Source organism: Paramylibacter ulvae (assembly GCF_014652655.1).
GTDB classification, from domain to species: Bacteria; Pseudomonadota; Alphaproteobacteria; order Rhodobacterales; family Rhodobacteraceae; genus Amylibacter; species Amylibacter ulvae.
Genome location: NZ_BMZF01000001.1, coordinates 249,546 through 273,744, shown reverse-complemented (window position 1 = coordinate 273,744; position 24,199 = coordinate 249,546). Strand labels below are relative to the sequence as shown.

The following is a 24,199-nucleotide window of genomic DNA, read 5'->3' as shown; positions in this document are numbered from 1 at the left end:
AGGAGCCTATCATGGCGAACCTCGCAAGTGAATTTATCGGAATTAAGTCTCCCAACCCGTTCTGGTTGGCATCGGCGCCACCGACAGACAAAGAATATAACGTCCGTCGCGCGTTCGAGGCTGGCTGGGGTGGCGTTGTGTGGAAAACCTTGGGCGAAGAAGGCCCTCCCGTGGTCAACGTCAACGGCCCACGATACGGCGCAATCTTTGGCGCGGATCGCCGATTGCTTGGTCTGAACAATATCGAGTTGATCACCGATCGCCCGCTAGAGGTCAACCTGCGCGAAATTAAGGCGGTCAAGAAAGACTACCCCGATCGCGCAATCATCGTGTCTTTGATGGTGCCTTGCGAAGAAGAAGCATGGAAAAAGATTTTGCCATTGGTCGAGGAAACAGGCGCGGATGGGGTCGAGCTTAACTTTGGCTGTCCACATGGCATGTCGGAACGTGGCATGGGCGCGGCTGTGGGGCAGGTGCCCGAATATATTGAAATGGTGACACGTTGGGTGAAACAATATTCCAAACTGCCATGTATTGTGAAACTAACCCCAAACATCACCGATGTGCGAAAACCAGCAGAGGCTGCGATGCGTGGTGGTGCGGATGCGGTCAGCTTGATTAATACAATTAATTCAATTACTTCTGTTGACCTTGATCTATTCGCGCCTGAACCAACAATTGATGGCAAAGGTGCGCATGGTGGGTATTGTGGCCCTGCGGTGAAACCCATTGCATTGAACATGGTCGCTGAAATTGCACGAAGCCCAGAAACAGCGCATTTGCCGATTTCCGGTATTGGGGGCGTCACAACATGGAAAGACGCTGCCGAATTTATGGCGCTGGGTGCAGGCAATGTTCAGGTATGCACCGCCGCCATGACATATGGGTTTAAAGTGGTGCAAGAAATGATCAGCGGATTGTCAGATTGGATGGATCAAAAAGGGATCGAATCCACGGCTGACATCGTGCGCCGCGCAGTGCCAAACACCACCGATTGGAAAGATTTGAACCTGAATTATATCGCCAAAGCGAAAATTGATCAGGATCTGTGCATCAGCTGTGGCCGTTGTTACGCCGCATGCGAAGATACTTCGCACCAAGCAATCGACATGTCGGATGAACGCGTATTTAGCGTGAATGACGATGAATGTGTGGCGTGTAATCTTTGTGTGAATGTTTGCCCAATTCAGGATTGCATCACCATGGAACAAATGCCGATTGGTGCAACAGACCCACGTACAGGTGAAAAAGTATCGGACAAACATGGGGATTGGACAACACATCCAAACAACCCAATGGCAACTGCCGCCGAATAATCAATCGCGCGTTAACAGCGCGCGAAACATCGTATCCAAATGAACCTGCGCTTGTTCAAAGCGCAGGTTTTTTGCATCACCCAAAACCGCCTGCACCTGAACATCAAAATCCGCGTAATGTTGCGTGGTTGACCAAATAGAAAAGATCAGATGATAGGGATCAACGGGTGACAATTTTCCCTCATCAATCCACCGTTGAATAACCACTGCCTTGCGATCCGTTAATGCGCGCAGTGGCCCCGATAGTTGGTCAATAATATGGGGCGCACCTTGCAAAATTTCATTGGCGAACAGGCGGCTTTCGCGTGGATAATCACGCGCCATTTCCAATTTCCGTTGAACATACCCGCATATTTCATTGACAGGATCACCATCACCAGACATCTGCTCCAACGGTTCCAACCATGTTTCCAACATGCGTTCCAACAGTTGGGCATGCATGGTTTCTTTGCTGTCAAAATAATACAAGATATTGGGCTTTGACAGTTGGGCATTTGTTGCGATCATATCAATCGTTGAACCGCGAAAACCGTGTTTTGAAAACACATCAAGGGCGGCGTTTAATATCGCCTCGGTTTTTTCACGTTGAATGCGGGTGACTTTTTTGGTGGTGCCAGAACGTGCCAAATTTGCGCCTATCTATTATATGCAAGTGACCCGCAAAACTGCATGTCAATTTTTACTATATGATCAAAACTAGCAAAAATATTACCTGCTGAAAAGATAGAGAAAATCTTTATACGTCATGGGCCGCGCATAGGGTTGATATCTCGCATGAATATTTCGCACCAATACATTGTTTTGATGATAAAATAGTCATTTTTCGCTCGCCACAATCTGGGCTTGTATATTTGTGATAAATCCCTTGACCCAACGCTTGTCTCGCGTTCATAATCTTGACCAACTGGTCAGGAAATTCAGCCACTCATGGGGAGCAAGCAATGTCGAAAATGAACAGCAACCTGCGCATCAACGGTGATCGCCTGTGGGACAGTTTGATGGACATGGCCAAAATCGGCCCTGGAATTGCAGGCGGGAATAATCGCCAAACCCTCACGGACGAAGACGGTGAAGGGCGGGCATTGTTCCAATCTTGGTGCGAGTCCGCTGGGGCAAAAATGGGTGTCGATGAAATGGGCAATATGTTTGCCACATGGGGCGGCACCGATCCTGATGCATTGCCCGTTTATGTTGGATCGCATTTGGATACACAGCCAACGGGCGGCAAATATGACGGGGTTTTGGGTGTGCTTGGCGGATTGGAAATTCTTCGCACGCTCAACGATTTAGAAATCAAAACCAAACATCCCATCGTCGTGACAAACTGGACAAATGAAGAGGGCACGCGTTTCGCCCCCGCCATGCTCGCATCGGGCGTATTCGCAGGGATGCATACCCAAGATTGGGCCTACGCACGCGAAGATGCAGATGGCAAAAACTTCGGCGCAGAGCTGGAACGCATCGGTTGGAAGGGGGATGAAAAAGTTGGCGCACGTAAAATGCATGCATTTTTCGAGCTTCACATCGAACAAGGCCCGATACTTGAGGCCGAAGGCAAAGATATTGGCGTTGTCACACACGGCCAAGGATTGTCATGGACGGAAATTACCATCAGCGGCAAAGAAAGCCATACCGGTTCCACCCCCATGCCCATGCGCAAAAACGCAGGGCTTGGTATGGCGCGTGTTCTTGAATTGGTCGATGAAATCGCATGGTCGCACAAACCCCATGCGGTGGGCGCGGCGGGGCATATTGATGTTTACCCCAATTCGCGCAATGTGATCCCCGGCAAGGTCGTGTTTACCGTTGATCTACGCTCGCCCAGTTTGGATGTGATCACCGATATGGAACAACGCCTGCAAGCGGGAGCGCAGAAAATTTGCGATGAAATGGGTTTAGACGTATCATTTGAAAAGGTTGGGGGATTTGATCCCGTCACCTTTGACGAAGATTGCGTAACCGCCGTGCGCAATGCCGCCGAACGCATGGGATATTCGCATATGAATCTGATTTCGGGCGCAGGGCATGACGCATGTTGGATCAACCGCATGGCACCAACCGCAATGGTGATGTGCCCATGTGTAGATGGGCTAAGCCATAACGAAGCCGAAGAAATCTCCAAAGAATGGGCCACGGCAGGTGCGGATGTTTTAATGCAAGCGGTCGTGGAAACAGCGGGGATTGTGGAGTGATCGATTTTGGTAAGTATTTCACGATAACAAACATTGCGACCGCCGTTACCTTTTTGGCTGCGGGTTTTTCGGTTGGTTTGGTTTTGGGAAATCGCGATTACTACGAAGATGGACGCCTTGCAGGTAGCAAAGATTTGCGAGAAGCGCAGCAAACTCTCGAAAAATACAACAAAATCATCGCTAACCCAGTTGTATTGGATCAGTTTGACGAAGAAACACAAGCCAATTTGAAATCCTTGATCGCAGCAATTGAAGACAAAGATTATGTCGCTGCAGGGCCATTGTTAAACTTGGATGTGAAAGAGTTGGACACTGCAAATTGCACGCCAAACAACAAGGTCGTTATTGCAAGCACAGAAACACCGATTTTCACTAATTGTGAATCTGGACGAACTGTTGTTTTTGCTTTGACGGCAACGAATTATGTGAATGCTACTATAGATGGCGAACTTAAATCTCTCTATCCTGGTCAACCAAAAAAATGGGAATTTGAGGATGGCGCAATCTGCAGTTTAAGTTTGATCAACATCAACAACGAAGTCGATCCAAGACAAGGACAACTTACATTCCAAGCCTGCAAGGGAGGCAGCTAAAATGACAACCAAAGTTATCAAAGGTGGCACTGTATGCACTGCCGATCGCACCTATAAGGCGGATGTTTTGATTGAGGGTGAAATCATCAAACAGATTGGCGAGAATCTGAAAGGTGATGAATACATTGATGCGGAGGGCGCATATGTAATCCCGGGCGGCATTGATCCCCATACGCATTTGGAAATGCCATTCATGGGCACAACGGCGGCGGAAACATTTGAATCGGGTACTTGGGCTGCGGCCTGTGGTGGTACAACTATGGTGGTTGATTTCTGCCTGCCGGGCGAAGATGGCAGCATCAAAAACGCAATCAACGAATGGCACCGCAAATCCGCGCCACAAATCTGTTCTGACATTGGCTATCACATGGCCATTACGGGATGGGATGAAAATGTATTCACCGAAATGAAAGACGCCGTGGATATGGGCGTGAATAGTTTCAAACATTTCATGGCCTACAAAGGCGCGCTGATGATCGAAGACGATGAAATGTTTGCATCATTTAAACGCTGTGCCGAATTGGGCGCATTACCCATGGTTCACGCCGAAAACGGCGATCTGGTTGCCGAAATGCAGCAAAAATATCTGGCCGAGGGGATCACAGGGCCAGAGGGCCACGCATATTCACGCCCACCTGAATTTGAGGGCGAGGCGGCAAACCGTGCGATCACCATTGCCGATGCCGCAGGTGTGCCACTTTATATCGTCCACGTTTCCTGCGAACAGGCGCACGAGGCCATTCGCCGCGCACGCCAAAAGGGCATGCGAGTTTATGGCGAACCTCTTATTCAATTTCTTACACTCGATGAATCTGAATATTTCAACAAGGATTGGGAACATGCCGCACGCCGCGTGATGTCCCCTCCGTTCAGATCAAAAGACCACCAAGATAGCCTTTGGGCGGGTCTACAATCAGGCAGCTTGCAAGTGGTTGCGACCGATCACGCTGCATTTACCACCGAACAAAAACGTATGGGTGTCGACAATTTCACCCTGATCCCCAATGGTTCCAACGGGTTAGAGGAACGTCTTGCCGTGTTATGGACAGAGGGCGTTGAAACGGGGCGCCTTACACCAAACGAATTTGTTGCAGCGACATCAACAAATGTCGCTAAGATATTGAATATATATCCTAAAAAGGGCGCAATCGTAGAGGGTGCAGATGCCGATATCGTGGTATGGGATCCAAAAATCAGCAAAACAATTTCGACCAGCAACCATCATTCGGTTCTGGATTACAACGTGTTTGAGGGTTTCGATGTCAAAGCACAGGCACGATATACGCTATCACGTGGCGATGTGATCTGGGCATGGGGCAAAAATAGCCAACCAAGCCCAGGCCGTGGTCGTTTCGTTCCACGCCCTGCATTTCCATCCGCACACAAGGCATTGAGCCAATGGAAAGCATTGAACAGCCCGCGCAAAATCGAGCGTGACCCGCTAAACATCCCAGCAGGGATTTAAATAAAGCGGGTTCGCCCGCAACCAAAGGAATACCCGCGTGAGCGAAGCAACTGTTATAGAAGCAAAAAATCTCAGCCTGACTTTTCAAACCAATGATGGCCCTGTGCATGCATTGCAGGATATTAATCTGGAAATAAACAAGGGCGATTTCGTGTCGTTCATTGGCCCATCTGGTTGTGGTAAAACCACGTTTTTACGGGTGATGGCGGATTTGGAAACGCCAACAGCGGGGGAAATTACCGTCAATGGGATGACCGCGCGAGAAGCACGTAAAAACCGCGCCTATGGCTATGTTTTTCAGGCGGCGGGATTGTATCCATGGCGTACGATTGGTGGAAATATCAAACTGCCCCTTGAAATCATGGGCTATTCCAAGACCGAACAGAATGAACGTGTTGCGCGTGTGTTGGAATTGGTTGAACTATCTGGCTTTGATCGCAAATTTCCGTGGCAATTATCAGGCGGGATGCAGCAACGTGCCAGCATCGCACGCGCCCTTGCGTTTGATGCGGATATTCTGTTGATGGATGAACCGTTCGGCGCGCTTGATGAAATTGTGCGTGACCATTTGAACGAACAATTGCTGGCACTTTGGGCGCGCACAGAAAAAACCATAGGGTTTGTGACCCATTCAATTCCAGAGGCGGTGTATTTATCGACCAAGATTGTGGTGATGTCACCGCGCCCAGGACGCATTGCCGATGTGATTGAAAGCACATTGCCACGCGAGCGCCCCTTGGACATTCGTGACACGCCAGAGTTTTTAGATATCGCCCATCGTGTGCGCGATGGATTGCGTTTGGGGCACGGCGATGACGTCTAGCCCCAGCATCATATCGCGGGTCACACCCGTGCTGACCATTATCGCGATCATCATCGCGGTTTGGTACGCAGGTGCGGTGGCGCTCAATGCGCCCTGGGCGCAGGACAAGGCCACGCGGGCAGGGGTGACGTTATCGTTTTCTGAACTTGTGTCCGACACATGGGCGCAGGAAAAACCAAAACTGCCTGCGCCACACCAAGTTGCAAAAGAGATTTACAATACCACCGTGATGAAAAAGATCACATCCAAACGATCCTTGATCTGGCATGGTTGGATCACGCTATCCGCCACGCTGCTTGGTTTTGCGCTTGGCACGGGGCTTGGAATTTTGCTTGCCGTGGGCATTGTACACAGCCGTGCGATGGATTTGTCGGTGATGCCGTGGGTGATTGCGAGCCAAACAATTCCAATTTTGGCCGTTGCACCGATGATTATCGTTGTCTTGAACGCTGTCGGAATTTCGGGATTGCTGCCAAAGGCCATGATTTCAATGTATCTGTCATTTTTCCCTGTTGTCGTTGGCATGGTCAAAGGATTGCGTTCACCAAGTGCGATGCAACTTGATCAGATGCGCACATGGAGCACCCCCAAAAGCACCGTATTTTGGAAACTGCGCTTACCCAGTGCGATGCCATACTTATTCACATCCCTTAAAATCGGCATGGCCGCATCGCTGGTCGGTGCCATCGTTGGTGAATTGCCAACGGGGGCGGTTGCGGGATTGGGTGCACGATTGCTGGCAGGCAGTTATTACGGGCAAACCATCCAAATTTGGAGCGCACTGATTTCCGCCGCCGTTCTGGCGGCCGTATTGGTCGCGTTGATCGGTTTGATCCAACGCATCACATTAACACGTATGGGGATGCTACGATGATCTGGATACTTTGTGGCATTATTTTCTGGCTGGCGATGTGGGCAATGAATTTACGCTTGTCTAAGGCCAAGCCAAACAAGCTAATCGGGTTCATCATTCCAACCATATTCGGCCTGACCATTTTGGTCTTATGGGAATGCGTGGTGCGTGGTTTTGAAATTAGCCCTGTGTTGTTGCCAACGCCAACGGCAATTGCCGCACGGTTTGGTAATTCTATCCCAATTCTATGGGTCGATTTTGTGCAAACATTTGTAAAGGGTGCTCTGTCAGGGTTCATTCTTGGCTGTGGCGCGGCGTTTTTGACGGCAATTGCCGTGGATCGATCCTCGTTTTTACAAGCGGGGTTATTGCCCGTTGGCAATTTCGTTGCCGCATTGCCCATCGTCGGTATGGCACCAATTTTGGTGATGTGGTTCGGATTTGATTGGCAATCAAAGGCCGCAGTTGTTGTCGTCATGGTGTTTTTTCCCATGCTAGTGAACACGGTTGAAGGGTTAAAAGCATCTGATCATATGCAACGCGATTTGATGAAAACATATGGTGCGGGATATTTTCAAGCACTGACAAAATTGCGCCTACCGGCGGCAATGCCGTTCATTTTCAATGGGTTAAAAATTTGTTCTACCCTTGCATTAATCGGTGCGATCGTTGCAGAGTTTTTCGGATCCCCCATCAAAGGCATGGGGTTTCGCATCTCAACAGAGGTGGGGCGACTGGCGCTTGATATGGTTTGGGCCGAAATAACAGTTGCCGCAATCGCAGGTTCGGCATTTTATGGTGTCATAGCCTTGATCGAAAAGGCGGTGACATTCTGGCACCCATCACAACGATGATAGGAAAGTGAATTCAAAATAAACTAATCACAACAACAAGGAGACGATCATGAACAAGTATTTAACAACAGCACTCACAGGTGTGCTCGCGTTTGGCGCGACATTGGCGAATGCCGCGGATGATGTGACACTGCAATTAAAATGGGTCACACAGGCACAATTCGCAGGTTATTATGTGGCGCTCGACAAAGGGTTCTATGGTGAAGAAGATCTGAACGTAACCATCAAGCCAGGTGGGCCTGATATTGCACCCGCACAGGTGATTGCTGGTGGTGGCGCGGATGTCGTGCTTGATTGGATGCCATCCGCACTTGCATCACGCGAAAAAGGTTTGGATTTGGTCAATATCGCGCAGCCTTTCAAATCATCAGGCATGATGCTGACCTGTCGCAAAGACGCAGGCGTTGCCAGCCCAGCAGATTTTCCAGACAAGACACTTGGCGTTTGGTTCTTTGGCAACGAATATCCGTTCCTAAGCTGGATGAGCAAACTTGGCCTAAAAACAGACGGTTCAGCGGGCGGTGTTACCGTGCTGAAACAAGGTTTCAACGTGGACCCGTTGTTGCAAGGACAGGCCGCATGTGTGTCCACCATGACCTATAACGAATACTGGCAGGTGATCGACGCCGGCCTGACACCAGACGATTTGCAAGTGTTCAAATACGAAGAACAAGGTGTGGCAACGCTTGAGGATGGCATGTACGTCATGGGCGAAAACCTGAAAGACGATGCATTCAAGGACAAGATGGTGCGTTTTGTTCGTGCATCTATGAAGGGTTGGAAATACGCAGAATCTAATCCAGACGAGGCCGCGATGATCGTATTGGACAATGACGCATCAGGTGCGCAAACTGAAAAGCATCAAAAACGTATGATGGCCGAAGTTGCCAAATTGACCGCTGGGTCAAACGGTGCACTGGATGTGGATGCATATCAACGCACAGTGGACAGCCTGTTGTCTGGTGGTTCTGATCCCGTAATCACCAAAGAACCTGTTGATGCATGGACACATGAAATTTCTGATCTTGCACTGAAATAAATAAAAATATGAAAGCCGCGTAAAATTGCGCGGCTTTCTATCCCCAAAACCGATCGCGCATGCGATATGCCAAAACCGATGGCGCCAAAAACCACGGATTTCCGAAATAATATGGGCGTGTGCGAAACGGTACGTCATTAAACGCGCTGGCCTTTTCACGCAAACCCGCAACCGTTTGCCCGACGCGCATTCCCAGATAGCTGGCCATGCCAACACCAGATCCACAATAACCCATTGAAAAATGCAAACCACGATCATTGCCCGTGTGCATCATGGCATCGAACGTATATCCAACGGTGCCTGTCCAAGAATGGCTTATTTTTGTGGACTGCAATTGTGGGAATATTCGGGTTAATTCATTGTGTAACTTTGGTGCGGATTTTTTGGAATTCGTTTCGTTTAATGACACACGACCACCAAACAGGATGCGTTTGCGATCGGGTGATGGGCGGTAATAATATACTAGTTTTCGTGTATCTGATAAAATCCGATTTGTGGGCATGATTTCATCCATCACATCGCGCGGGATTTTTTGGGTTGCGATTATGTATGATCCAATCGGGATCACGCGGCGTTGGTGCCAGTTGGACAACGCACCCGAATATCCATTGGTTGCCAGAACCACTTGTGCCGCGTCAACAGCACCATGTTTGGTTGCCACCTGAAATCCATTAGCGGTGCGATCAATGGCGTGCACAGGGCAGAAAGGCACAATTTTCACGCCCGCATTTCGCGCAATTTCGCGCAATGATTTGTGATATTTTCCGGGATGAATGCTGGCGTGATGGGGAAACACAACACCGCCATGATATACATCTGTACCAAGCTCGGATGCCATATCACCGCGAGACACCACAAATGCATCGGTTTTGATTTTGCTGTCCTTGATATCCTGCTGCAATTTTACAAATGCGGATTTGGTATGTGCGCCGTGAAAACGGCCACAAGATTGATAATCACAATCCAAGTTTTCATCGGCGATGAATGTCTTGATGTAATCCAGCGATGCCTGACCCTCGGCCATAATATTGCTTGCGAGTGTTTCGCCAAATTGACGTTTCAGATATTCATAACTGGGCTTAACAGATGTGGAAACCTGTCCACCATTACGCGTGCTGGCGCCATATCCGCAATCTTGCGCATCAACCACCAATGTTGACATTCCCGCGCGCGCGGTTTGGATTGCTGCGTGCAACCCCGTGTATCCCGACCCGATGATCAAAACATCAGTTTTGGACGGTAGTTGCGCATCGGTTGCGGGCATCAATGGCGCGGTATCCCACCAGTAGGGTGTCGGTTTGAATTGATCTGTAAATAGATCGGTCATTGCGCCACCTGATCCGCCAAAATCATATCGGCACCTTTTTCCCCAACCATAATCGCGGGCGCATTGGTATTGCCCGATGTGACCGTTGGAAAAATCGACGCATCAACAACGCGCAGATTTTCAATGCCATAAACACGCAACCGTTGATCAACCACATCCACCGATGGATCAGGGCCCATCCGACATGTGCTGACGGGGTGAAAAACCGTGCCTGCGGTGTTGCGGATGAAATTAACAAATTCATCGTTGGTTTGAATGTGTTCCCCAGGTGATATTTCGAAATCAATGATGTCGGAAAACGCAGGGGTCTGTGCCAATTTGCGCAAAAATTCCATGCCCTCTATCAATTCCTGTTTATCAATTTCTGTGTCCAGATAATTGGGATGGATGCTTGGTGCCTGATACGGATCGTTTGATTGAATGTGCAAATATCCACGGCTGGTGGGGCGAGTGGGTTGTGCACCGGTCAAGAATCCCGCAAATGGATCAGGGTTCATCAATGGGCGTTTTCCAGGCGGTGCTTTGGTATAGCTCACTGGGGAAAAGAATAGCTGCATATTGGGGCGGGTTAATTCGGGGCGTGTGCGAATAAATCCACCTGCCTGATTAACACCGAGCGATAATGGCCCGCGCCGTGTGAGAACATATCGCAACCCTTGGGCCAATTTACCCTGCCACGAATGAAGTTGGTTATTCAAGGTTGGTCGCTTTGATCGATAGTGAAAATCAACGGCAAGATGATCTTGTAAATTCTGCCCAACGCCATCTGATTGATGCACCACATCGATACCGTGTTGTTTTAAAATGTTTGGTGCACCCACTCCCGACAATTGCAACAATTGGGGCGAATTGATTGCGCCTGCGGATAACACCACTTCGCGCCCTGCGAATACACGGTGTATTTGGCCGCGTTGGTGATATTCCACACCTATCGCACGTTTGCCATCAAACAAAATACGCGTGGTGTGGGCGTGTTTTTCAATACGCAGATTCTTGCGATTTTTGATGCCATGCAAATATGCACGTGCAGCGGACATGCGAAACCCGCCCTTGGCGGTGTTTTGATATGTTCCAAAACCTTCTTGAGTTGGGCCATTAAAATCGGGGTTATGGGGGATTTGCATTTCGCGCCCCGCCTGAATGAACTGATCACACAGCGGGTGCAAGTCGCGATCCATCGTACAAATATGAAGCGGTCCGCCTGTGTTTCGAAAATCGCTGGCACCTTGGTCGTTATTCTCCATTTTCATGAAATAGGGGAACACATCATCCCACGACCAACCCGCATTGCCCATATCGGCCCAATCGTTGAAATCTTCGTGTTGCCCGCGAATATAGACCATCGCGTTGATCGAGCTGGACCCGCCAATAACCTTGCCTCGCGGCCAATATGATCTGCGATTATTCAGGTTTGGATTGGGTGCTGTTTCATACATCCAATTCAGTTTTTTGTTATAAAACGCTTTGCCATATCCAATTGGCATCCAAACCCAAAAATTCAGATCACTGCCACCTGATTCAAGCAACAAAACTTTGTATTTGCCAGATTGGGTTAATCTGTTGGCCAGAACACAGCCCGCTGATCCAGCGCCAACGATGATGAAATCAAATTGTTGCATATTATTCTCAACTTGGTGGGTCACGTTGCACAGCGACGCTGATCAGCGCAAGCAGACCAGAGCCAACGATCAAGAAAAACGAAACCGCGTTTAAAACAGGTGTTGATCCGACCTTGGCCATGCGGTCGTACATGGTGATGGTTAACGGCGATTCAGAGCCAACCAAAAACAGCGTGGTGTTGAAATTTTCAAAAGACACCAAAAATCCGACAATCCCCGCCGCAATCATAGCAGGGCGTAAAAAGGGCAGGGTGACGCTGCGCAAAACCTGTATGCGGCTGGCACCTAAATTTAACGCTGCCTCTTCCATCGAATAGTCGAATTTTTTCAAACGCGCGGTAATGACCAGCGATGTGATTGTGGTGATGAACGAAAATTGTCCCAGCACCACCAACAATATGCCCGGGCGCAGGAATTCCAATTCGAGATTGAATTTATCCTCAACCCCGTTGGCCATGTTGCTGGCCATCACCAAAATCGAAATACCCAAGATCACGCCGGGGATCACCAATGGCAAAATCATCAGGATATAGAAAAAGTTCTTGGCGGGGAAATTGCCGCGCACAAACAAAAACGCATTTGTCGTGCCAACGAACACGGACAGGGTGGATACGAATATGCCTATGATGAACGAATAATATAGCCCGCGTAACAATCGGCGATCGTGAAACATGCCAAGTTTTGGTTCGGTATCGTTGAAAAACCAATCCAGAGTAAACCCTTGCCACGGCAGGGCGGGGAACAATGAATCGTTGAATGCAAATGCACCAGCGGCAATCAATGGCGCGGCAAGAAAGATAAAAAATGCCGCGACATACAACCGATAGCCCAACATGAAGGCAGGATTTTTGTTTAGATTTGCCATGTGATCCTCCCCTAGCTTTTCGCGACTGTATTGGCCAAGGTTTGACCAGAGAGTTTCAGACCAAGCCAAACCACAAGCGATGTGAATGCCAGCAACAGAAACCCAAATGCCGCACCAGATTCCCAATTAAATCGGGTGATGAACTGGTCATAAATTTGTTCCGTAAACCAACTGGAGTTTTTCCCACCCAATAATATCGGGGTAAGGTAACTGCCCGCAGTCATCATGAATACAACGATACAGCCCGACACAATGCCAGGCATGGCATAGGGCACGATAATGCGACGCAACACGGTAAAACCATTTCCGCCAAGGTTATATCCTGCCTCGACCATCGCATCATCCATTCCATCAAGCGTGGACACAAGCGGCACAATCATGAACAAAATCACGGTGTAAACCAGCCCCATTACCACAGTGATATCGTTGTATAAAAATTCGATTGGCTCGCTCACCATTCCGCTCCATTGCAGGAAACTCGAAAACACGCCCGTTTCGCGCAGTAACAAAATCCAGCCAAATGCACGGATCAGATCGCTCACCCAAAGGGGAATAAGACAGAGCAAAAACAATGCCCCACGCGAACGCCGCCCTGCGATTTTTGCGATGTAATATGCAATTGGAAACCCAATCAAGAGTGCAAGGATTGTCACCAATATTGACATGGACCCCGTGCGTAACAACGTATTCCAATAAATCGGTTCATTGATGAAATCGATGTAATTGCCAAAGCCAAATTCATAAACGCGCGGTGCAACCTTTTCACGTAATGACAACACCACCATGCCCAGATGCGGCAAAATAATCAGCAACACAATCCAGAGCGCAAATGGTGCGAACAACAGGATCAAAGAGAGGCGCTTGATATCACTTTGCATCAAATTCCCCTTTGTCGGCAAAACACATAGTCTGGGCGTGTGCCCATGACATGTTCACGGCGTCACCACTGCGCAAATCACTGGCACCACCTGTTACAACGATGTCGGCCTCGATCAATTGGCCATTGTCGCTGCGCACCAACACGCGGCTGTTTGCGCCGTTGAACAGGATGCTATCCACGGTGCCATCCATAGTGTTTTTCGTATCCTTGCTGGATTTTGTCCTGGTCTTTTTCGCGGCGATAAATTCGGGGCGCACGAAAATGTTCACCGCATCGCCATCTGACAAACCATCATTTGGGTTACGCTTGCAAACCATTGCCAAACCGGTGTCGGTTTCGACCTTAATTTGTTTGTCATCCATTGCAATGACGTTGCCGTTCCAGCGGTTGGAATCGCCAACAAACCCAGCAACAAACGCAGTGTCCGGTTTGTGATACAAATCCTCTGGGCGGCCAATTTGTTCGAATTTACCATTGTTCATGATGGCAACGTGATCGGACATGACCAATGCTTCTGACTGATCGTGTGTGATATAAATAAATGTGGTGTTGAATTGATGCTGCAACAGTTTGAGCTCGATTTTCATCGCCTCACGCAATTTCAAATCAAGCGCACCCAGCGGTTCATCCAGCAACAAAACATCAGGGTCCAAAACCATGCAGCGTGCGATTGCGATACGTTGTTTTTGCCCGCCAGATAATTGGTGAATTTCGCGTTTTGCCACATCGGGCAGGGCGATGCGTTCCAACACATCGCGCACTTTGGTTTTAATTTCACTGGCACTTGCGCCGTTACATTTCAAACCATATGCGATGTTGTCGTAGACATTCATCATCGGAAATAGAGCGAGATGCTGAAAAACCATTTTCACATTTCGTTTGTTCGGGGGCGTGTTTAAAACCGAATTTCCCTTGATGTGAATATCGCCTGCGGTTGGGTTTTCGAACCCCGCAATCATGCGCATCAACGTGGTCTTGCCGCAACCAGACGGCCCCAATATCGAAAAAAACGATCCCTTTGGAATGTTGAATGAAACGTCATCAACGGCGCGCACAGCACCAAAATGTTTCATCAAATTTGTGCATTCCAAATCATAATCTTGGGCATTGGTCATGTGGTGTTCCGTTAATGGTAGTGGTCGAAAAAAGGGCGGCAATCATGCGTGATTACCGCCCCAATCGAAGATGTTTATTCTGTCGCTGCTTTGATTTTTTCCAAAGTCTTGCCTTCCATATCCTCCACACCGGGGGGAATATTGGCAAAGAATTTCAAATTCGCGATATCCGCGTCAGTGAATGCGGCTGTTACGGCCTCTTTTTTGTCCTCTGGCAACATATCTAGTCCACCTTTGACCGCGGCAATCGCGCCTGTGCTGCCTGACATGATGGTCACGTTTTCAGGTTCTAGAACAAAGTTGATCCATTTATACGCGGCATCGTCTGCCTTGCCTTTGCGTGGCAATGCAAATGTGTCGATCCACGCAAGCGCACCCGTTTCTGGTGGCACAAACACGATATCTTTGTTTTGACCATAAAGTTTATATGCGGTGGAATCCCATGTTTCGGATGCTACTACTTCGCCTGACAACATCATTGCGGATAAATCATCGCCGCCTTTCCAGTAGGCTTTGATATTTGCTTTACATTCGATCAGCTTATCCGCGACCCTGTCCAGCAATGCTTGGTATTTGTCCAAATCGCTATAAGCGGCAAATGGATCTTCGCCCATCGAATATGCCGTGCCAAGCAGGATCGTACGTTTCAAACGCATCGATGTTTTTCCCGCATATTTTGGATCACACAAATCACCCCAACCTTTGAAATCGGGTGCGACGGCCTTGTTTGCCATCAAACCTGATGTGCCCCATTGATGTGGCACGGCATAAACTTCGCCATCAATTGTTGTATTTGCCTTAACACCGTTCAGGTGGGAATCTTCCATCACATCGGTATTGATCTTGGACAAATCCATCGGTTTGTAGATGTCATATTCAAGTTGTGCGGAATATATGCGGTCGTGGCTTGGCTGTGCCAAATCAAAACCAGCACCACCCGTGGCACGCAATTTTGCAATCATTTCCTCGTTATTGGAAAATGTTACTTCTACGGTAATGTCAGGGTATTTTTCTTGGAATTTTTGCACCAATTCTTCTGGTGCATAAGATCCCCATGTTAACAAACGCAATGTTTCAGCATTTGCATAAGATGCCGTTGTTAGCATCAGCGCAGCGATTAATCCTGCGCCTTTCTTTGGTGATAACATACTTTTCTCCCTTCGATGAAACGCAAATATTGCGCCAAATAACTTAACGAGCTTAGAAACACATTGGTTTACTGGTTATATCCATTACGGAATTAAAGGCAGACCAATTTAGATTTGACGCCGAACCAATTTGCGTAGCGTTTTCATACCTGAATTGATTTGTTCTGGCGTACTGCTGCCAAACCCCAAAACCAGTCCCTTTTGTTGAATGGGGGTTAAACAATAACGATTCAGTGGTGCCACGATAACACCGTTTTCGCCCGCTGCACGTACCAATTTATGTTCATCTGCATTTTCGGGCAAATACCCCATCGTGTGAAACCCGCTCTTGGTTTCACCCAGCGTGAAACCGTTGGGCATTTGCGAACTTGCTTCAATCATTGCATCATATCGGGCCGAATACAGGCGGCGCATCATGCGGATATGCGTGGAAAAATGGCCTTCGTCCATGAAATCGGCAACGATGGATTGCACGGATGTTGGCGCGGTGCTGATCCATGATGCAAACAGATGATCGAATGTGTCAATCAACCCATCGGGCACCAACATGAACCCCAATCGCAATGACGGAAACAAGGTTTTTGAAAACGTCCCGACATAGATCACGCGCCCCTGTGTATCGATGCTTTTGAGCGGTGGATGTGGCTGACCACCAAAGTAAAAATCACCATCGTAATCATCTTCGACAATCATCGCCTGTGCGGTGTTTGCCGCATCCAACAATTCCAACCGACGCGCAAGCGACATGACATGACCCAGCGGTTGTTGATGTGACGGGGTGACAAATGCCAGACGAAAATGTGGTGATTTTTGAATACCTTGCGCAACATTCATCCCGTCTTTATCAACGTCAATTGGCACCATTTGTGCACCGCGTGATAAAAATGCGTTGCGGGCACCCGCGGCGCCTGGGTTTTCATACCAAACCTGATCGCCTGCATTTAACAATACAGTGCCAATCAGTGAAAATGCCTGTTGTGCCCCCGCGGTGATAAACACCTGTTCGCTGTGGCATCGTATGCCCCGCGAGGCGTTCAAATGAGTTGCAATCGCTTGTCGTAATTGCAACAGCCCCTTTGGCTGGCCATATCCCATAATATCATCGCGCGACCCGCGTAAATGGCGCGCAGATAGCCGTGCCCAATGTGCCATGGGAAACGCATCCAACGCAGGGAGTGCCGTCACAAATGCACCGGTCGTATGGGGTAACCAAGATCGCGGCGCATAGGTTTCGGTGGCATGTGTTAAATTATGCGCAAGACGTGGTCTTGCATTTGATGTATCCGCTGTGTCCACATTCGGTGTGCGGGGCCGCTGATTTTCCAAAATCTCACTGACATAGGTGCCCGCACCAACGCGCGATTCCAATAATCCTTCGGCGACCAGACGATCAATGGCGTCAATTACGGTGGTGCGTGATACTTGGATTTCCTTGGCCAATGTGCGGGTTGCAGGCAATCGATCACCCGCACATAATCCACCCGTAAGGATGATATCGCGCAATCCCATATACAATTGCACACCGATTTTTTTCCGCGCAGTCCGATCAATGTGGATCGATGTTAACAACGCGCCTTGCTGTTTTTTCATGTCGGCCTTGGTTAAATTGGTTTGATATAATCACTATAATGGACCTTATTAAAATACCAATCCCAATTATCGTTAACGAAAATCCATAAAACTCAAGGATAGACCGTGAAAATCAGCTCGATTGAAACCTTTACCAATGAATTTGTTTGTTTTGTACGCGTGACCAGCGATACGGGTGCACAGGGATGGGGGCAGGTGGCGCCGTATTATGCGGATATCACCGCACAGGTTCTGCACCGCCAAGTTGCGCCATATACGTTGGGTCAAGATGCATATGACATCGACTATTTGGTCGATATTGTACGTGATCGCGAACACAAATTTCCCGGATCATATTTGCGTCGCGCACTTGGTGGGCTTGATACCGCGCTGTGGGATTTACGTGGCAAGGTAGAAGGTAAACCAGTTTGTGAATTAGTCGGGGGCAGCGTAGGATCGGTGCGTGCCTATGCTTCGTCAATGAAGCGAGACATCACGCCGCTTGCTGAATCACAACGCATGTTGAAATTACGCGATGATTATGGATTTGATGCGTTCAAATTTCGCATCGGCGCGGAATGTGGACATGACAAGGACGAATGGGAAGGGCGCACAGAGGAAATCATCCCAACCATGCGCCATGCGATGGGCGATGATGTCGCGTTATTGGTGGATGCCAATTCGTGTTATTCCCCCAAACGCGCGATCGAGGTTGGCAAAATCCTGATCGATAACGGCATTTCCCATTTCGAAGAACCATGCCCGTATTGGCATTTTGATCAAACGAAACAGGTTACAGATGCGCTTGATATCGATGTCACTGGCGGTGAACAGGATTGTATGCTGGATAACTGGCAGCGCATGATTGACGGGAGCATTGTCGACATCGTGCAGCCCGATATTTGTTATCTGGGTGGCATTACACGTACATTGCGTGTGACCGAGATGGCGGATAAGGCAGGTATTCCTGTTACGCCCCATTGCGCCAATCTGTCGATGGTTACGCTGTTTACCATGCACTTGTTGCGCGCCATTCCCAATGCGGGGAAATATCTGGAATTTTCAATCGAGGGGTTGGACTATTATCCATGGCAGGAAAATCTGTTTGTGAAATCACCCTTTGAAATCACCGACGGGTATGCCAACGTGACGGATGAACCAGGCTGGGGCGTTGAAGTTCGCCAAGACTGGCTTGAAAATGCAACCTACCATATTTCAAAACACGAGGCTTAACATGTTGGATAAACTTGATGATTTGATCGCAGGAACCGCCACATTGGATTTGCCAGATGGACATTTTATCAATGGCGCGTTTGGCAAATCTGGTGGTGATTTAATTGACAGCTATGATGCGGGGCGCGGGGCAGTATTTGCCCAGTTCACCAATGGAACAACGTCTGATGTGGATCGCGCGGTGACGAATGCACGCAATGCATTTCAAACTGTTTGGCGTAAAACCGCACCTGTTGAACGTGGGCGGATTTTATCAAAGGCAGCCACATTGATTTTGGAAAACCTTGAACGTCTCGCCGTCATCGAAACCCTTGATTGTGGAAAACCACTGTCAGAGGCACGCGGTGATGTGCGCGGAGCAGCCCGTTGTTTTGAATATTACGCTGGTGTTTGTGATAAATTACAGGGGCAAACCTTCCCGCTTGGCCATGATTATCTGGGGTATAGCATTTCAGAACCCATTGGCGTGACCGCCCATATTATTCCATGGAATTTCCCGATTTCCACCGCGGCGCGTGGCATAGCGCCCGCATTGGCCGCTGGATGTTGTGTGGTTGCCAAACCCGCTGAAACAACACCATTTAGCGCGTTGTTATTAGGCGATATTTTGCACCAAGCCGGATTGCCCGCAGGTGTATGTAATGTCATCACGGGAACGGGTGTTCAAACGGGTGCGGCATTGGTCGCACATCCTGATATCGATCAGGTGACATTCACAGGTTCAGTTGCCACAGGTGCAAATGTGATGAAATCGGCGGCGGATAATGTCACACGGGTTGTGTTGGAGCTGGGCGGGAAATCACCAGTTGTGATGATGAATGATTGCGACCAAGACGCAGCGCTTGACGGTGTGATGGGTGCAATTTTTGAAAATGCAGGTCAAATTTGTTCGGCAGGTTCACGTTTGATTATTGAGCGTGATATTCACGATGCATTTGTTGAACGCCTCGTAAAGCGCGCGCAATCTTTGACCATCGGTCATGGCTTGCATGATCCCAACATGGGTCCGCTGAATTCCGAGCAACATTTGCAAAAGGTTGCTGGTTTCATTGATCGCGCAAAATCACGTGGTGCCGAGGTTTTGACAGGTGGCAATATCACCACAGATCCAAAAACAGGGCAGGGATGGTTTTATGAACCAACGATCATCGCCAACCGTCCAAGCGATGATGAACTGGTGCAAGAGGAAATTTTTGGCCCAGTGTTAACGGTGCAAATCGCCGATGATGTTGATCACGCGCTCGCACTTGCAAATGATTGTCAATTTGGGCTGGTCGCAGGAATATATACCAGCAATGCCACCACGGCGCACCGTATGGCGCGCGATATTGATGCGGGTCAAATTTATATTAACGAATATTTTGCAGGCGGGATCGAGGTGCCGTTTGGTGGTAATAAAAAATCTGGATTTGGTCGTGAAAAGGGGTTGGAAGCATTGCAAAGCTACTGCAAAACCAAAAGCGTAGTTGCAAAGATTTAGACAAACACACCCGATACAAATTGCAGTGCGTCATTCAAATAAACAGCATGGGCGGGTTTGCCGTTGGTGAACCCGCCAAAACCGCAATTGTCGTGCAATACCGCAATCGGTGCTGATGTCGCCATGCCAATTGCGGTTTCGATATCCACACCAACCTGCTGCACCATCACACCCAAGGCCGTGGGCATATCCAGATCCGCCCCCGCAAGTGTGCCATCGGCCAAGGTTAATCGCCCATCTTTGCGATAGATCGTACGCCCATTGAGTGTAAACGAACGTATGTCCGATCCCACTGTTGCCATGGCATCCGTCACCAGAAACATCTGCCCCGTGCCATGATTGGCTCGCATCGCGTTGCGAATGGTTGCGGGGTGCACATGAATGCCATCGGCAATCATGCCCATGGATACCTGCGCATGATCAAGTGCCGCGCCAACCAGCCCTGGTTCACGCCCCGTTAACTGGCTCATGGCGTTAAACAAATGTGTGGCACAGGTTGCACCGTGCGAACACCGTTCCATGCAGGTTTCATATGACGCATCGGTATGCCCCAATGAAACAATCACGCCCGATGCACAAAGCGTGGCAACCTGTTTATTGTTTACATTTTCGGGTGCCACCGTGACCAATACATTTGGCAAACGGCGGGCCGCGTCCAATATGATTTTCATATCTTGGTCCGTCATTTCACGGATCAAGTCTGGATCATGTGCACCTTTGCGTTTGACCGATAAATGGGGGCCTTCCAAATGAATGCCAATAATACCAGAAACACCTTGTTGGATGGCAGATTCCACCGCGTCAATGGCTGCGCTGGTGCGAGTTGGGGTATCGGTAATCAAGGTCGGTAAAATCGCGGAAGTGCCCGTGCGGCCATGGGCATTGACGATTGTTTGCAACGCATCAACGGATTGGTCATCGTTGAACATCACACCACCACCGCCATTGACCTGTAGATCAACAAAACCAGGGCAAATGGTGCCGCCATTCAAATTTATACGCGTAACATCGGCGGGCAATTCATCCAATGCAACGATTGAATGAAAATTATTTCCTGTGCGTAAAAACGCATGATCACGGGTTAACCGATGACCATCATGAATTTTTGCACCGATAAAGGCGGTGAGCGTCATATCAAACAGTTTCCGTTACTTTTTTCAAATGGCGCGGGGTATCTGGATTAATGCCGCGTGTTGCCGCGACCTTTTCCACCATCGCATAAAAATGTGCAATCATAACAATCGGGTCGGTTAGGGCATGACCGCTGCGTACCACATTTAAGGGGGTGGCATGTTTCACCAAATCGCTGGTTGAAAACACAACGCCGCCTTTTTGCGCAATTTCGTCTGCGACAGATGCCAATGCAGGTTCTGCAGCATCATGCGCGGCCATGGCGATCACAGGAAACCCTTGATCGACGATGGAAACGGGGCCATGCAAAACCTCTGCCGACGAATAGGATTCTGCGTGAATTTGACAGGTTTCTTTGAACTTTAACGCAGCCTCGTTTGATATGGCATAGGATGGGCCGCGCCCCAGACAGAATAGCGAATTACGCGTGCCAATGGCATCGCGTAGATCGGACCAATCAATCTGAACCGCCTGTTCCAATGCACGGGGCAGGTTTTTTATTGCGTGTTCCAATTCCGCATCTTTGCTCCATTTCGCCAATAACCAAATTGCTGACACGGCTGAATTTACGAATGTTTTTGTGGCCGCAACGCTTAATTCTGCACCCGCATGGATGTCCAAGGTAAAATCGCTGACCTGTGCCAGCGGGGAATCCGCGTGGTTGGTCAATGCAATGGATGTGGAACCTGCCGCCGTTGCCATGCGCGCCAGTTCAACAATATCGGGGCTTTTGCCTGATTGTGAAATGGAAATACATGCACTGTTTTTCAACGCCATTTGGCGCTTGTAAACTGATGCCACCGATGGGCCAACCGATGCAACGGGGATACCCAACAACAATTCGGTCGCATATTTAAAATAGGTTGCAACATGATCGGACGAACCGCGTGCGACGCTGACGATATATGCGGGATTGTGGTCGCGCAAAACGTTCGCAGCCCTGCTGATTTCGGATTCACCATTGGTTAACAGACGATCAACAGCAACGGGTAGTTCCAATATTTCGCGACGCATTTGGGTTTGTGATGCATTCAAGGTTTCATTCCTTTGCTAAGCGCAGTTCAGCCACAAAATTATAGGCATCTCCGCGATAGATTGATTGTGTAAACTCCGCGACACGCCCATCCGCAAGATAAGACATGCGTTCAATTTGAAGCCCCGCCGCGCCTTGTTCCATTTCCAATAATTCACTGTTTTCGCCATTTACATTGATGGCGGAAATTTTTTGCAACGCGCGCACGGGGCGCAATCCGTATGTTTCCAGCAATTCATACAAAGATCCCTGAACCAATTCAGGGTCGGGCAAAATTTCGGTGGGCAGCGATGCACGTTCAATCGCCATCGGGCGATCATCCGCGGTACGAAGCCGTGTGATGCGCGATACGGATGCATCGGGCGCAAGTGCAAGCGATAAAACCTCTGCGGGTGAGGGGACATAGATGCCTTTGTCCAGCCAGCGTGAGGTAGAACTCAGCCCGCGGCGATCCATGTCTTCGCTAAACGATGTTAGGCGCGATAGGGATTGTTCAATGCGCGATTGATCTGGGGCAACGAATGAACCTGATCCTTGTTTTTGAATGATCTGCCCATCTTGGGCCAATGTTTGAATTGCTTTGCGCACGGTAACGCGTGACAAACCCGTAATCGCACCAATTTCACGCTCAGGTGGCAGTGGGCTTGATGGTTGTAAAATACCATCGGCGATGCCTGACGACAATCGATTGCGAAGCTGTAAATAACGCGGGCCACCGTCGGGTGTTAACCATTTTTCGGGTGCGAGGTATTTTGCAACACTCATGCGCAGGCCTCGCTTGATTGTAACGCCAATTCGCGTGCCATCACCAACCCACCATCGAGCGCATTGCCCAATGGCTGTGTAATATTGGTGTTAAATGGTTCCTTGAGAAAGCGCGCATAATGCGGACCAACGCCCCCAGTTAAAACCACAGGTTCACCAGATTGAAAGCCAAGCGCGATGAGCGCAGAGCGCAGATATGTTGCACCTTCGTTCATCAACAATTCGCCGTGTTGATCACCGTTGTTGGCCGCCCGAATAATTTCGGGTGCAAATGTTGCGTAATCACGCGGGCGGGCGGTGACGCTAAACTTTACCATTGCATTGATATCGCCAAATAGGGTCAGCAACGCGTGGGTGAGGGGGCTGTGCTGAATTATGTTGTCGTCACATTGAATAACCATTTCAAGCGCACGACGACCCAGCCATGCGCCAGATGCCTGATCTGAAATGTAAAACCCCCGCCCTGAAACAAAGCTCATTTTGCCAGCGTTTGATGCGGCACAAAATGTGCCCGTTCCAATGCCAATCACATATCCATCGGCCCCTGCAAGTGCGCCCAACACCGTTGTGGGGCGATCATCGCTCAACGACAATTTGCAAAATGAAAATCGATTACGTAAAATCGATCCTTGCGTTTCATCCATATAACCAGCCAATCCAAAATGGGCACAGATATTTGGAATATCGTTTTGATCCAGCTTGGCCGAAACCAACGCATCACTAATCGCGCGTTCAACATTCTGGCATGTTGTGTCGATGTTTGACGCCACATTTGCAGCATCGCCATTTGCAATACCAAGGGTGTTACCGTCAACGTCTGCAATCGCGACACGACAGCCAGAACCGCCGCCATCAACCGCCAAGATATATGGTTTATGTGAATCACTCATGCAATACCT

22 protein-coding genes are annotated in these 24,199 nt (G+C 49.1%); 10 read left to right on the top strand and 12 right to left on the bottom strand.

Translation table 11 applies throughout. The features are described 5' to 3' along the window. Nucleotides 1-11: 11 nt before the first annotated feature. The gene (gene preA, locus IE094_RS01380; protein ID WP_189638775.1) at nucleotides 12-1,316 is read left to right on the top strand and encodes an NAD-dependent dihydropyrimidine dehydrogenase subunit PreA; all 1,305 of its coding nucleotides are present in this window, start codon (nucleotides 12-14) and stop codon (nucleotides 1,314-1,316) included. On the opposite strand, the gene IE094_RS01375 is transcribed toward preA, so the two are convergent. After that, nucleotides 1,317-1,943 carry a TetR family transcriptional regulator C-terminal domain-containing protein gene (locus IE094_RS01375; protein WP_189638774.1) on the bottom strand — a complete coding sequence of 209 codons (627 nt, stop codon included), beginning with the start codon at nucleotides 1,941-1,943 and terminating at the stop codon, nucleotides 1,317-1,319. Between the two features lie 314 nt (nucleotides 1,944-2,257). Between IE094_RS01375 and IE094_RS01370 the strand changes: the two genes are divergently transcribed. From IE094_RS01370 to IE094_RS01340, 7 genes are read left to right on the top strand one after another with little or no spacing between them, the layout of a single operon-like run. After that, the gene (locus tag IE094_RS01370) at nucleotides 2,258-3,508 is read left to right on the top strand and encodes a Zn-dependent hydrolase (RefSeq protein WP_189638773.1); all 1,251 of its coding nucleotides are present in this window, start codon (nucleotides 2,258-2,260) and stop codon (nucleotides 3,506-3,508) included. Next, nucleotides 3,505-4,101: a hypothetical protein gene (locus IE094_RS01365; RefSeq protein ID WP_189638772.1), complete on the top strand. Its 597-nt coding sequence runs from the start codon at nucleotides 3,505-3,507 to the stop codon at nucleotides 4,099-4,101. The genes IE094_RS01370 and IE094_RS01365 overlap by 4 nt, the downstream gene beginning before the upstream one ends. A 1-nt stretch (nucleotide 4,102) precedes the next feature. Continuing rightward, complete coding sequence (gene hydA / locus IE094_RS01360) at nucleotides 4,103-5,566, top strand: dihydropyrimidinase (protein ID WP_189638771.1); 1,464 nt, start codon at nucleotides 4,103-4,105, stop codon at nucleotides 5,564-5,566. Between the two features lie 37 nt (nucleotides 5,567-5,603). Next, nucleotides 5,604-6,389, top strand: a complete 786-nt coding sequence (locus IE094_RS01355) for an ABC transporter ATP-binding protein (protein WP_189638770.1) — start codon at nucleotides 5,604-5,606, stop codon at nucleotides 6,387-6,389. Beyond that, nucleotides 6,379-7,263: an ABC transporter permease gene (locus tag IE094_RS01350; RefSeq protein ID WP_189638769.1), complete on the top strand. Its 885-nt coding sequence runs from the start codon at nucleotides 6,379-6,381 to the stop codon at nucleotides 7,261-7,263. Before IE094_RS01355 ends, IE094_RS01350 begins: the two co-directional genes overlap by 11 nt. Nucleotides 7,264-7,307: 44 nt before the next feature. Further along, a complete protein-coding gene (locus IE094_RS01345) occupies nucleotides 7,308-8,096 on the top strand; it encodes an ABC transporter permease (RefSeq protein ID WP_373295852.1) in 789 nt (262 codons plus the stop codon). Between the two features lie 49 nt (nucleotides 8,097-8,145). After that, nucleotides 8,146-9,135, top strand: a complete 990-nt coding sequence (locus IE094_RS01340; protein WP_189638767.1) for an ABC transporter substrate-binding protein — start codon at nucleotides 8,146-8,148, stop codon at nucleotides 9,133-9,135. 37 nt (nucleotides 9,136-9,172) lie between these two features. Here IE094_RS01340 and IE094_RS01335 read toward each other — a convergent pair whose 3' ends face one another. The 7 genes from IE094_RS01335 to pdxR all read right to left on the bottom strand — a co-directional run bounded on the left by IE094_RS01335 (nucleotide 9,173) and on the right by pdxR (nucleotide 17,679). Continuing rightward, nucleotides 9,173-10,462, bottom strand: coding sequence for an NAD(P)/FAD-dependent oxidoreductase (locus IE094_RS01335; protein ID WP_189638766.1), 1,290 nt, complete (start codon nucleotides 10,460-10,462; stop codon nucleotides 9,173-9,175). Continuing rightward, nucleotides 10,459-12,081, bottom strand: coding sequence for a GMC family oxidoreductase (locus IE094_RS01330; RefSeq protein ID WP_189638765.1), 1,623 nt, complete (start codon nucleotides 12,079-12,081; stop codon nucleotides 10,459-10,461). Before IE094_RS01330 ends, IE094_RS01335 begins: the two co-directional genes overlap by 4 nt. A 7-nt stretch (nucleotides 12,082-12,088) precedes the next feature. Then, on the bottom strand, nucleotides 12,089-12,946 hold the full coding sequence (locus IE094_RS01325; RefSeq protein WP_189638764.1) for an ABC transporter permease: 858 nt from the start codon (nucleotides 12,944-12,946) through the stop codon (nucleotides 12,089-12,091). A gap of 11 nt (nucleotides 12,947-12,957) precedes the next feature. Continuing rightward, nucleotides 12,958-13,824 (bottom strand): ABC transporter permease, encoded by an 867-nt coding sequence (locus IE094_RS01320; protein ID WP_189638763.1) that lies wholly within the window; start codon nucleotides 13,822-13,824, stop codon nucleotides 12,958-12,960. Beyond that, on the bottom strand, nucleotides 13,814-14,941 hold the full coding sequence (locus tag IE094_RS01315) for an ABC transporter ATP-binding protein (RefSeq protein ID WP_189638762.1): 1,128 nt from the start codon (nucleotides 14,939-14,941) through the stop codon (nucleotides 13,814-13,816). Before IE094_RS01315 ends, IE094_RS01320 begins: the two co-directional genes overlap by 11 nt. A 74-nt stretch (nucleotides 14,942-15,015) precedes the next feature. Then, entirely contained in the window at nucleotides 15,016-16,089 is a 1,074-nt protein-coding gene (locus IE094_RS01310; protein WP_189638761.1) for an extracellular solute-binding protein, read from the bottom strand. A gap of 108 nt (nucleotides 16,090-16,197) precedes the next feature. Beyond that, complete coding sequence (gene pdxR / locus IE094_RS01305; RefSeq protein ID WP_189638760.1) at nucleotides 16,198-17,679, bottom strand: MocR-like pyridoxine biosynthesis transcription factor PdxR; 1,482 nt, start codon at nucleotides 17,677-17,679, stop codon at nucleotides 16,198-16,200. 105 nt (nucleotides 17,680-17,784) lie between these two features. On the opposite strand from pdxR, the gene IE094_RS01300 reads away from it, so the two are divergent. Continuing rightward, complete coding sequence (locus IE094_RS01300; RefSeq protein ID WP_189638759.1) at nucleotides 17,785-18,891, top strand: mandelate racemase/muconate lactonizing enzyme family protein; 1,107 nt, start codon at nucleotides 17,785-17,787, stop codon at nucleotides 18,889-18,891. 1 nt (nucleotide 18,892) lies between these two features. Next, the gene (locus IE094_RS01295) at nucleotides 18,893-20,371 is read left to right on the top strand and encodes an aldehyde dehydrogenase family protein (protein ID WP_189638758.1); all 1,479 of its coding nucleotides are present in this window, start codon (nucleotides 18,893-18,895) and stop codon (nucleotides 20,369-20,371) included. Here the strand turns inward: IE094_RS01295 and nagA are convergent. From nagA to IE094_RS01275, 4 genes are read right to left on the bottom strand one after another with little or no spacing between them, the layout of a single operon-like run. After that, on the bottom strand, nucleotides 20,368-21,504 hold the full coding sequence (nagA, locus tag IE094_RS01290) for an N-acetylglucosamine-6-phosphate deacetylase (RefSeq protein ID WP_189638757.1): 1,137 nt from the start codon (nucleotides 21,502-21,504) through the stop codon (nucleotides 20,368-20,370). The two genes, IE094_RS01295 and nagA, sit on opposite strands and share 4 nt — an antisense overlap. A 1-nt stretch (nucleotide 21,505) precedes the next feature. Next, nucleotides 21,506-22,537 (bottom strand): SIS domain-containing protein, encoded by a 1,032-nt coding sequence (locus IE094_RS01285; protein WP_229801955.1) that lies wholly within the window; start codon nucleotides 22,535-22,537, stop codon nucleotides 21,506-21,508. A 4-nt stretch (nucleotides 22,538-22,541) separates the two neighbouring features. Further along, the gene (locus IE094_RS01280; protein ID WP_189638756.1) at nucleotides 22,542-23,300 is read right to left on the bottom strand and encodes a GntR family transcriptional regulator; all 759 of its coding nucleotides are present in this window, start codon (nucleotides 23,298-23,300) and stop codon (nucleotides 22,542-22,544) included. Next, on the bottom strand, nucleotides 23,297-24,190 hold the full coding sequence (locus tag IE094_RS01275) for a glucosamine kinase nucleotide-binding domain-containing protein (RefSeq protein ID WP_189638755.1): 894 nt from the start codon (nucleotides 24,188-24,190) through the stop codon (nucleotides 23,297-23,299). Before IE094_RS01275 ends, IE094_RS01280 begins: the two co-directional genes overlap by 4 nt. Between the last annotated feature and the right edge of the window lie 9 nt (nucleotides 24,191-24,199).

Bases quoted from the DNA above. Each gene is read 5' to 3' on its own strand.
- IE094_RS01295 (WP_189638758.1), top strand. From the start codon at position 18,893: ATGTTGGATAAACTTGATGATTTGATCGCAGGAACCGCCACATTGGAT.
- IE094_RS01350 (WP_189638769.1), top strand. From the start codon at position 6,379: ATGACGTCTAGCCCCAGCATCATATCGCGGGTCACACCCGTGCTGACC.
- IE094_RS01275 (WP_189638755.1), bottom strand. From the start codon at position 24,190: ATGAGTGATTCACATAAACCATATATCTTGGCGGTTGATGGCGGCGGT.
- IE094_RS01335 (WP_189638766.1), bottom strand. From the start codon at position 10,462: ATGACCGATCTATTTACAGATCAATTCAAACCGACACCCTACTGGTGG.
- IE094_RS01315 (WP_189638762.1), bottom strand. From the start codon at position 14,941: ATGACCAATGCCCAAGATTATGATTTGGAATGCACAAATTTGATGAAA.
- IE094_RS01310 (WP_189638761.1), bottom strand. From the start codon at position 16,089: ATGTTATCACCAAAGAAAGGCGCAGGATTAATCGCTGCGCTGATGCTA.
- preA (WP_189638775.1), top strand. From the start codon at position 12: ATGGCGAACCTCGCAAGTGAATTTATCGGAATTAAGTCTCCCAACCCG.
- IE094_RS01325 (WP_189638764.1), bottom strand. From the start codon at position 12,946: ATGGCAAATCTAAACAAAAATCCTGCCTTCATGTTGGGCTATCGGTTG.
- IE094_RS01340 (WP_189638767.1), top strand. From the start codon at position 8,146: ATGAACAAGTATTTAACAACAGCACTCACAGGTGTGCTCGCGTTTGGC.
- IE094_RS01345 (WP_373295852.1), top strand. From the start codon at position 7,308: ATGAATTTACGCTTGTCTAAGGCCAAGCCAAACAAGCTAATCGGGTTC.
- IE094_RS01280 (WP_189638756.1), bottom strand. From the start codon at position 23,300: ATGAGTGTTGCAAAATACCTCGCACCCGAAAAATGGTTAACACCCGAC.
- hydA (WP_189638771.1), top strand. From the start codon at position 4,103: ATGACAACCAAAGTTATCAAAGGTGGCACTGTATGCACTGCCGATCGC.
- IE094_RS01330 (WP_189638765.1), bottom strand. From the start codon at position 12,081: ATGCAACAATTTGATTTCATCATCGTTGGCGCTGGATCAGCGGGCTGT.
- IE094_RS01370 (WP_189638773.1), top strand. From the start codon at position 2,258: ATGTCGAAAATGAACAGCAACCTGCGCATCAACGGTGATCGCCTGTGG.
- pdxR (WP_189638760.1), bottom strand. From the start codon at position 17,679: ATGAAAAAACAGCAAGGCGCGTTGTTAACATCGATCCACATTGATCGG.
- IE094_RS01320 (WP_189638763.1), bottom strand. From the start codon at position 13,824: ATGCAAAGTGATATCAAGCGCCTCTCTTTGATCCTGTTGTTCGCACCA.
- nagA (WP_189638757.1), bottom strand. From the start codon at position 21,504: ATGACGCTCACCGCCTTTATCGGTGCAAAAATTCATGATGGTCATCGG.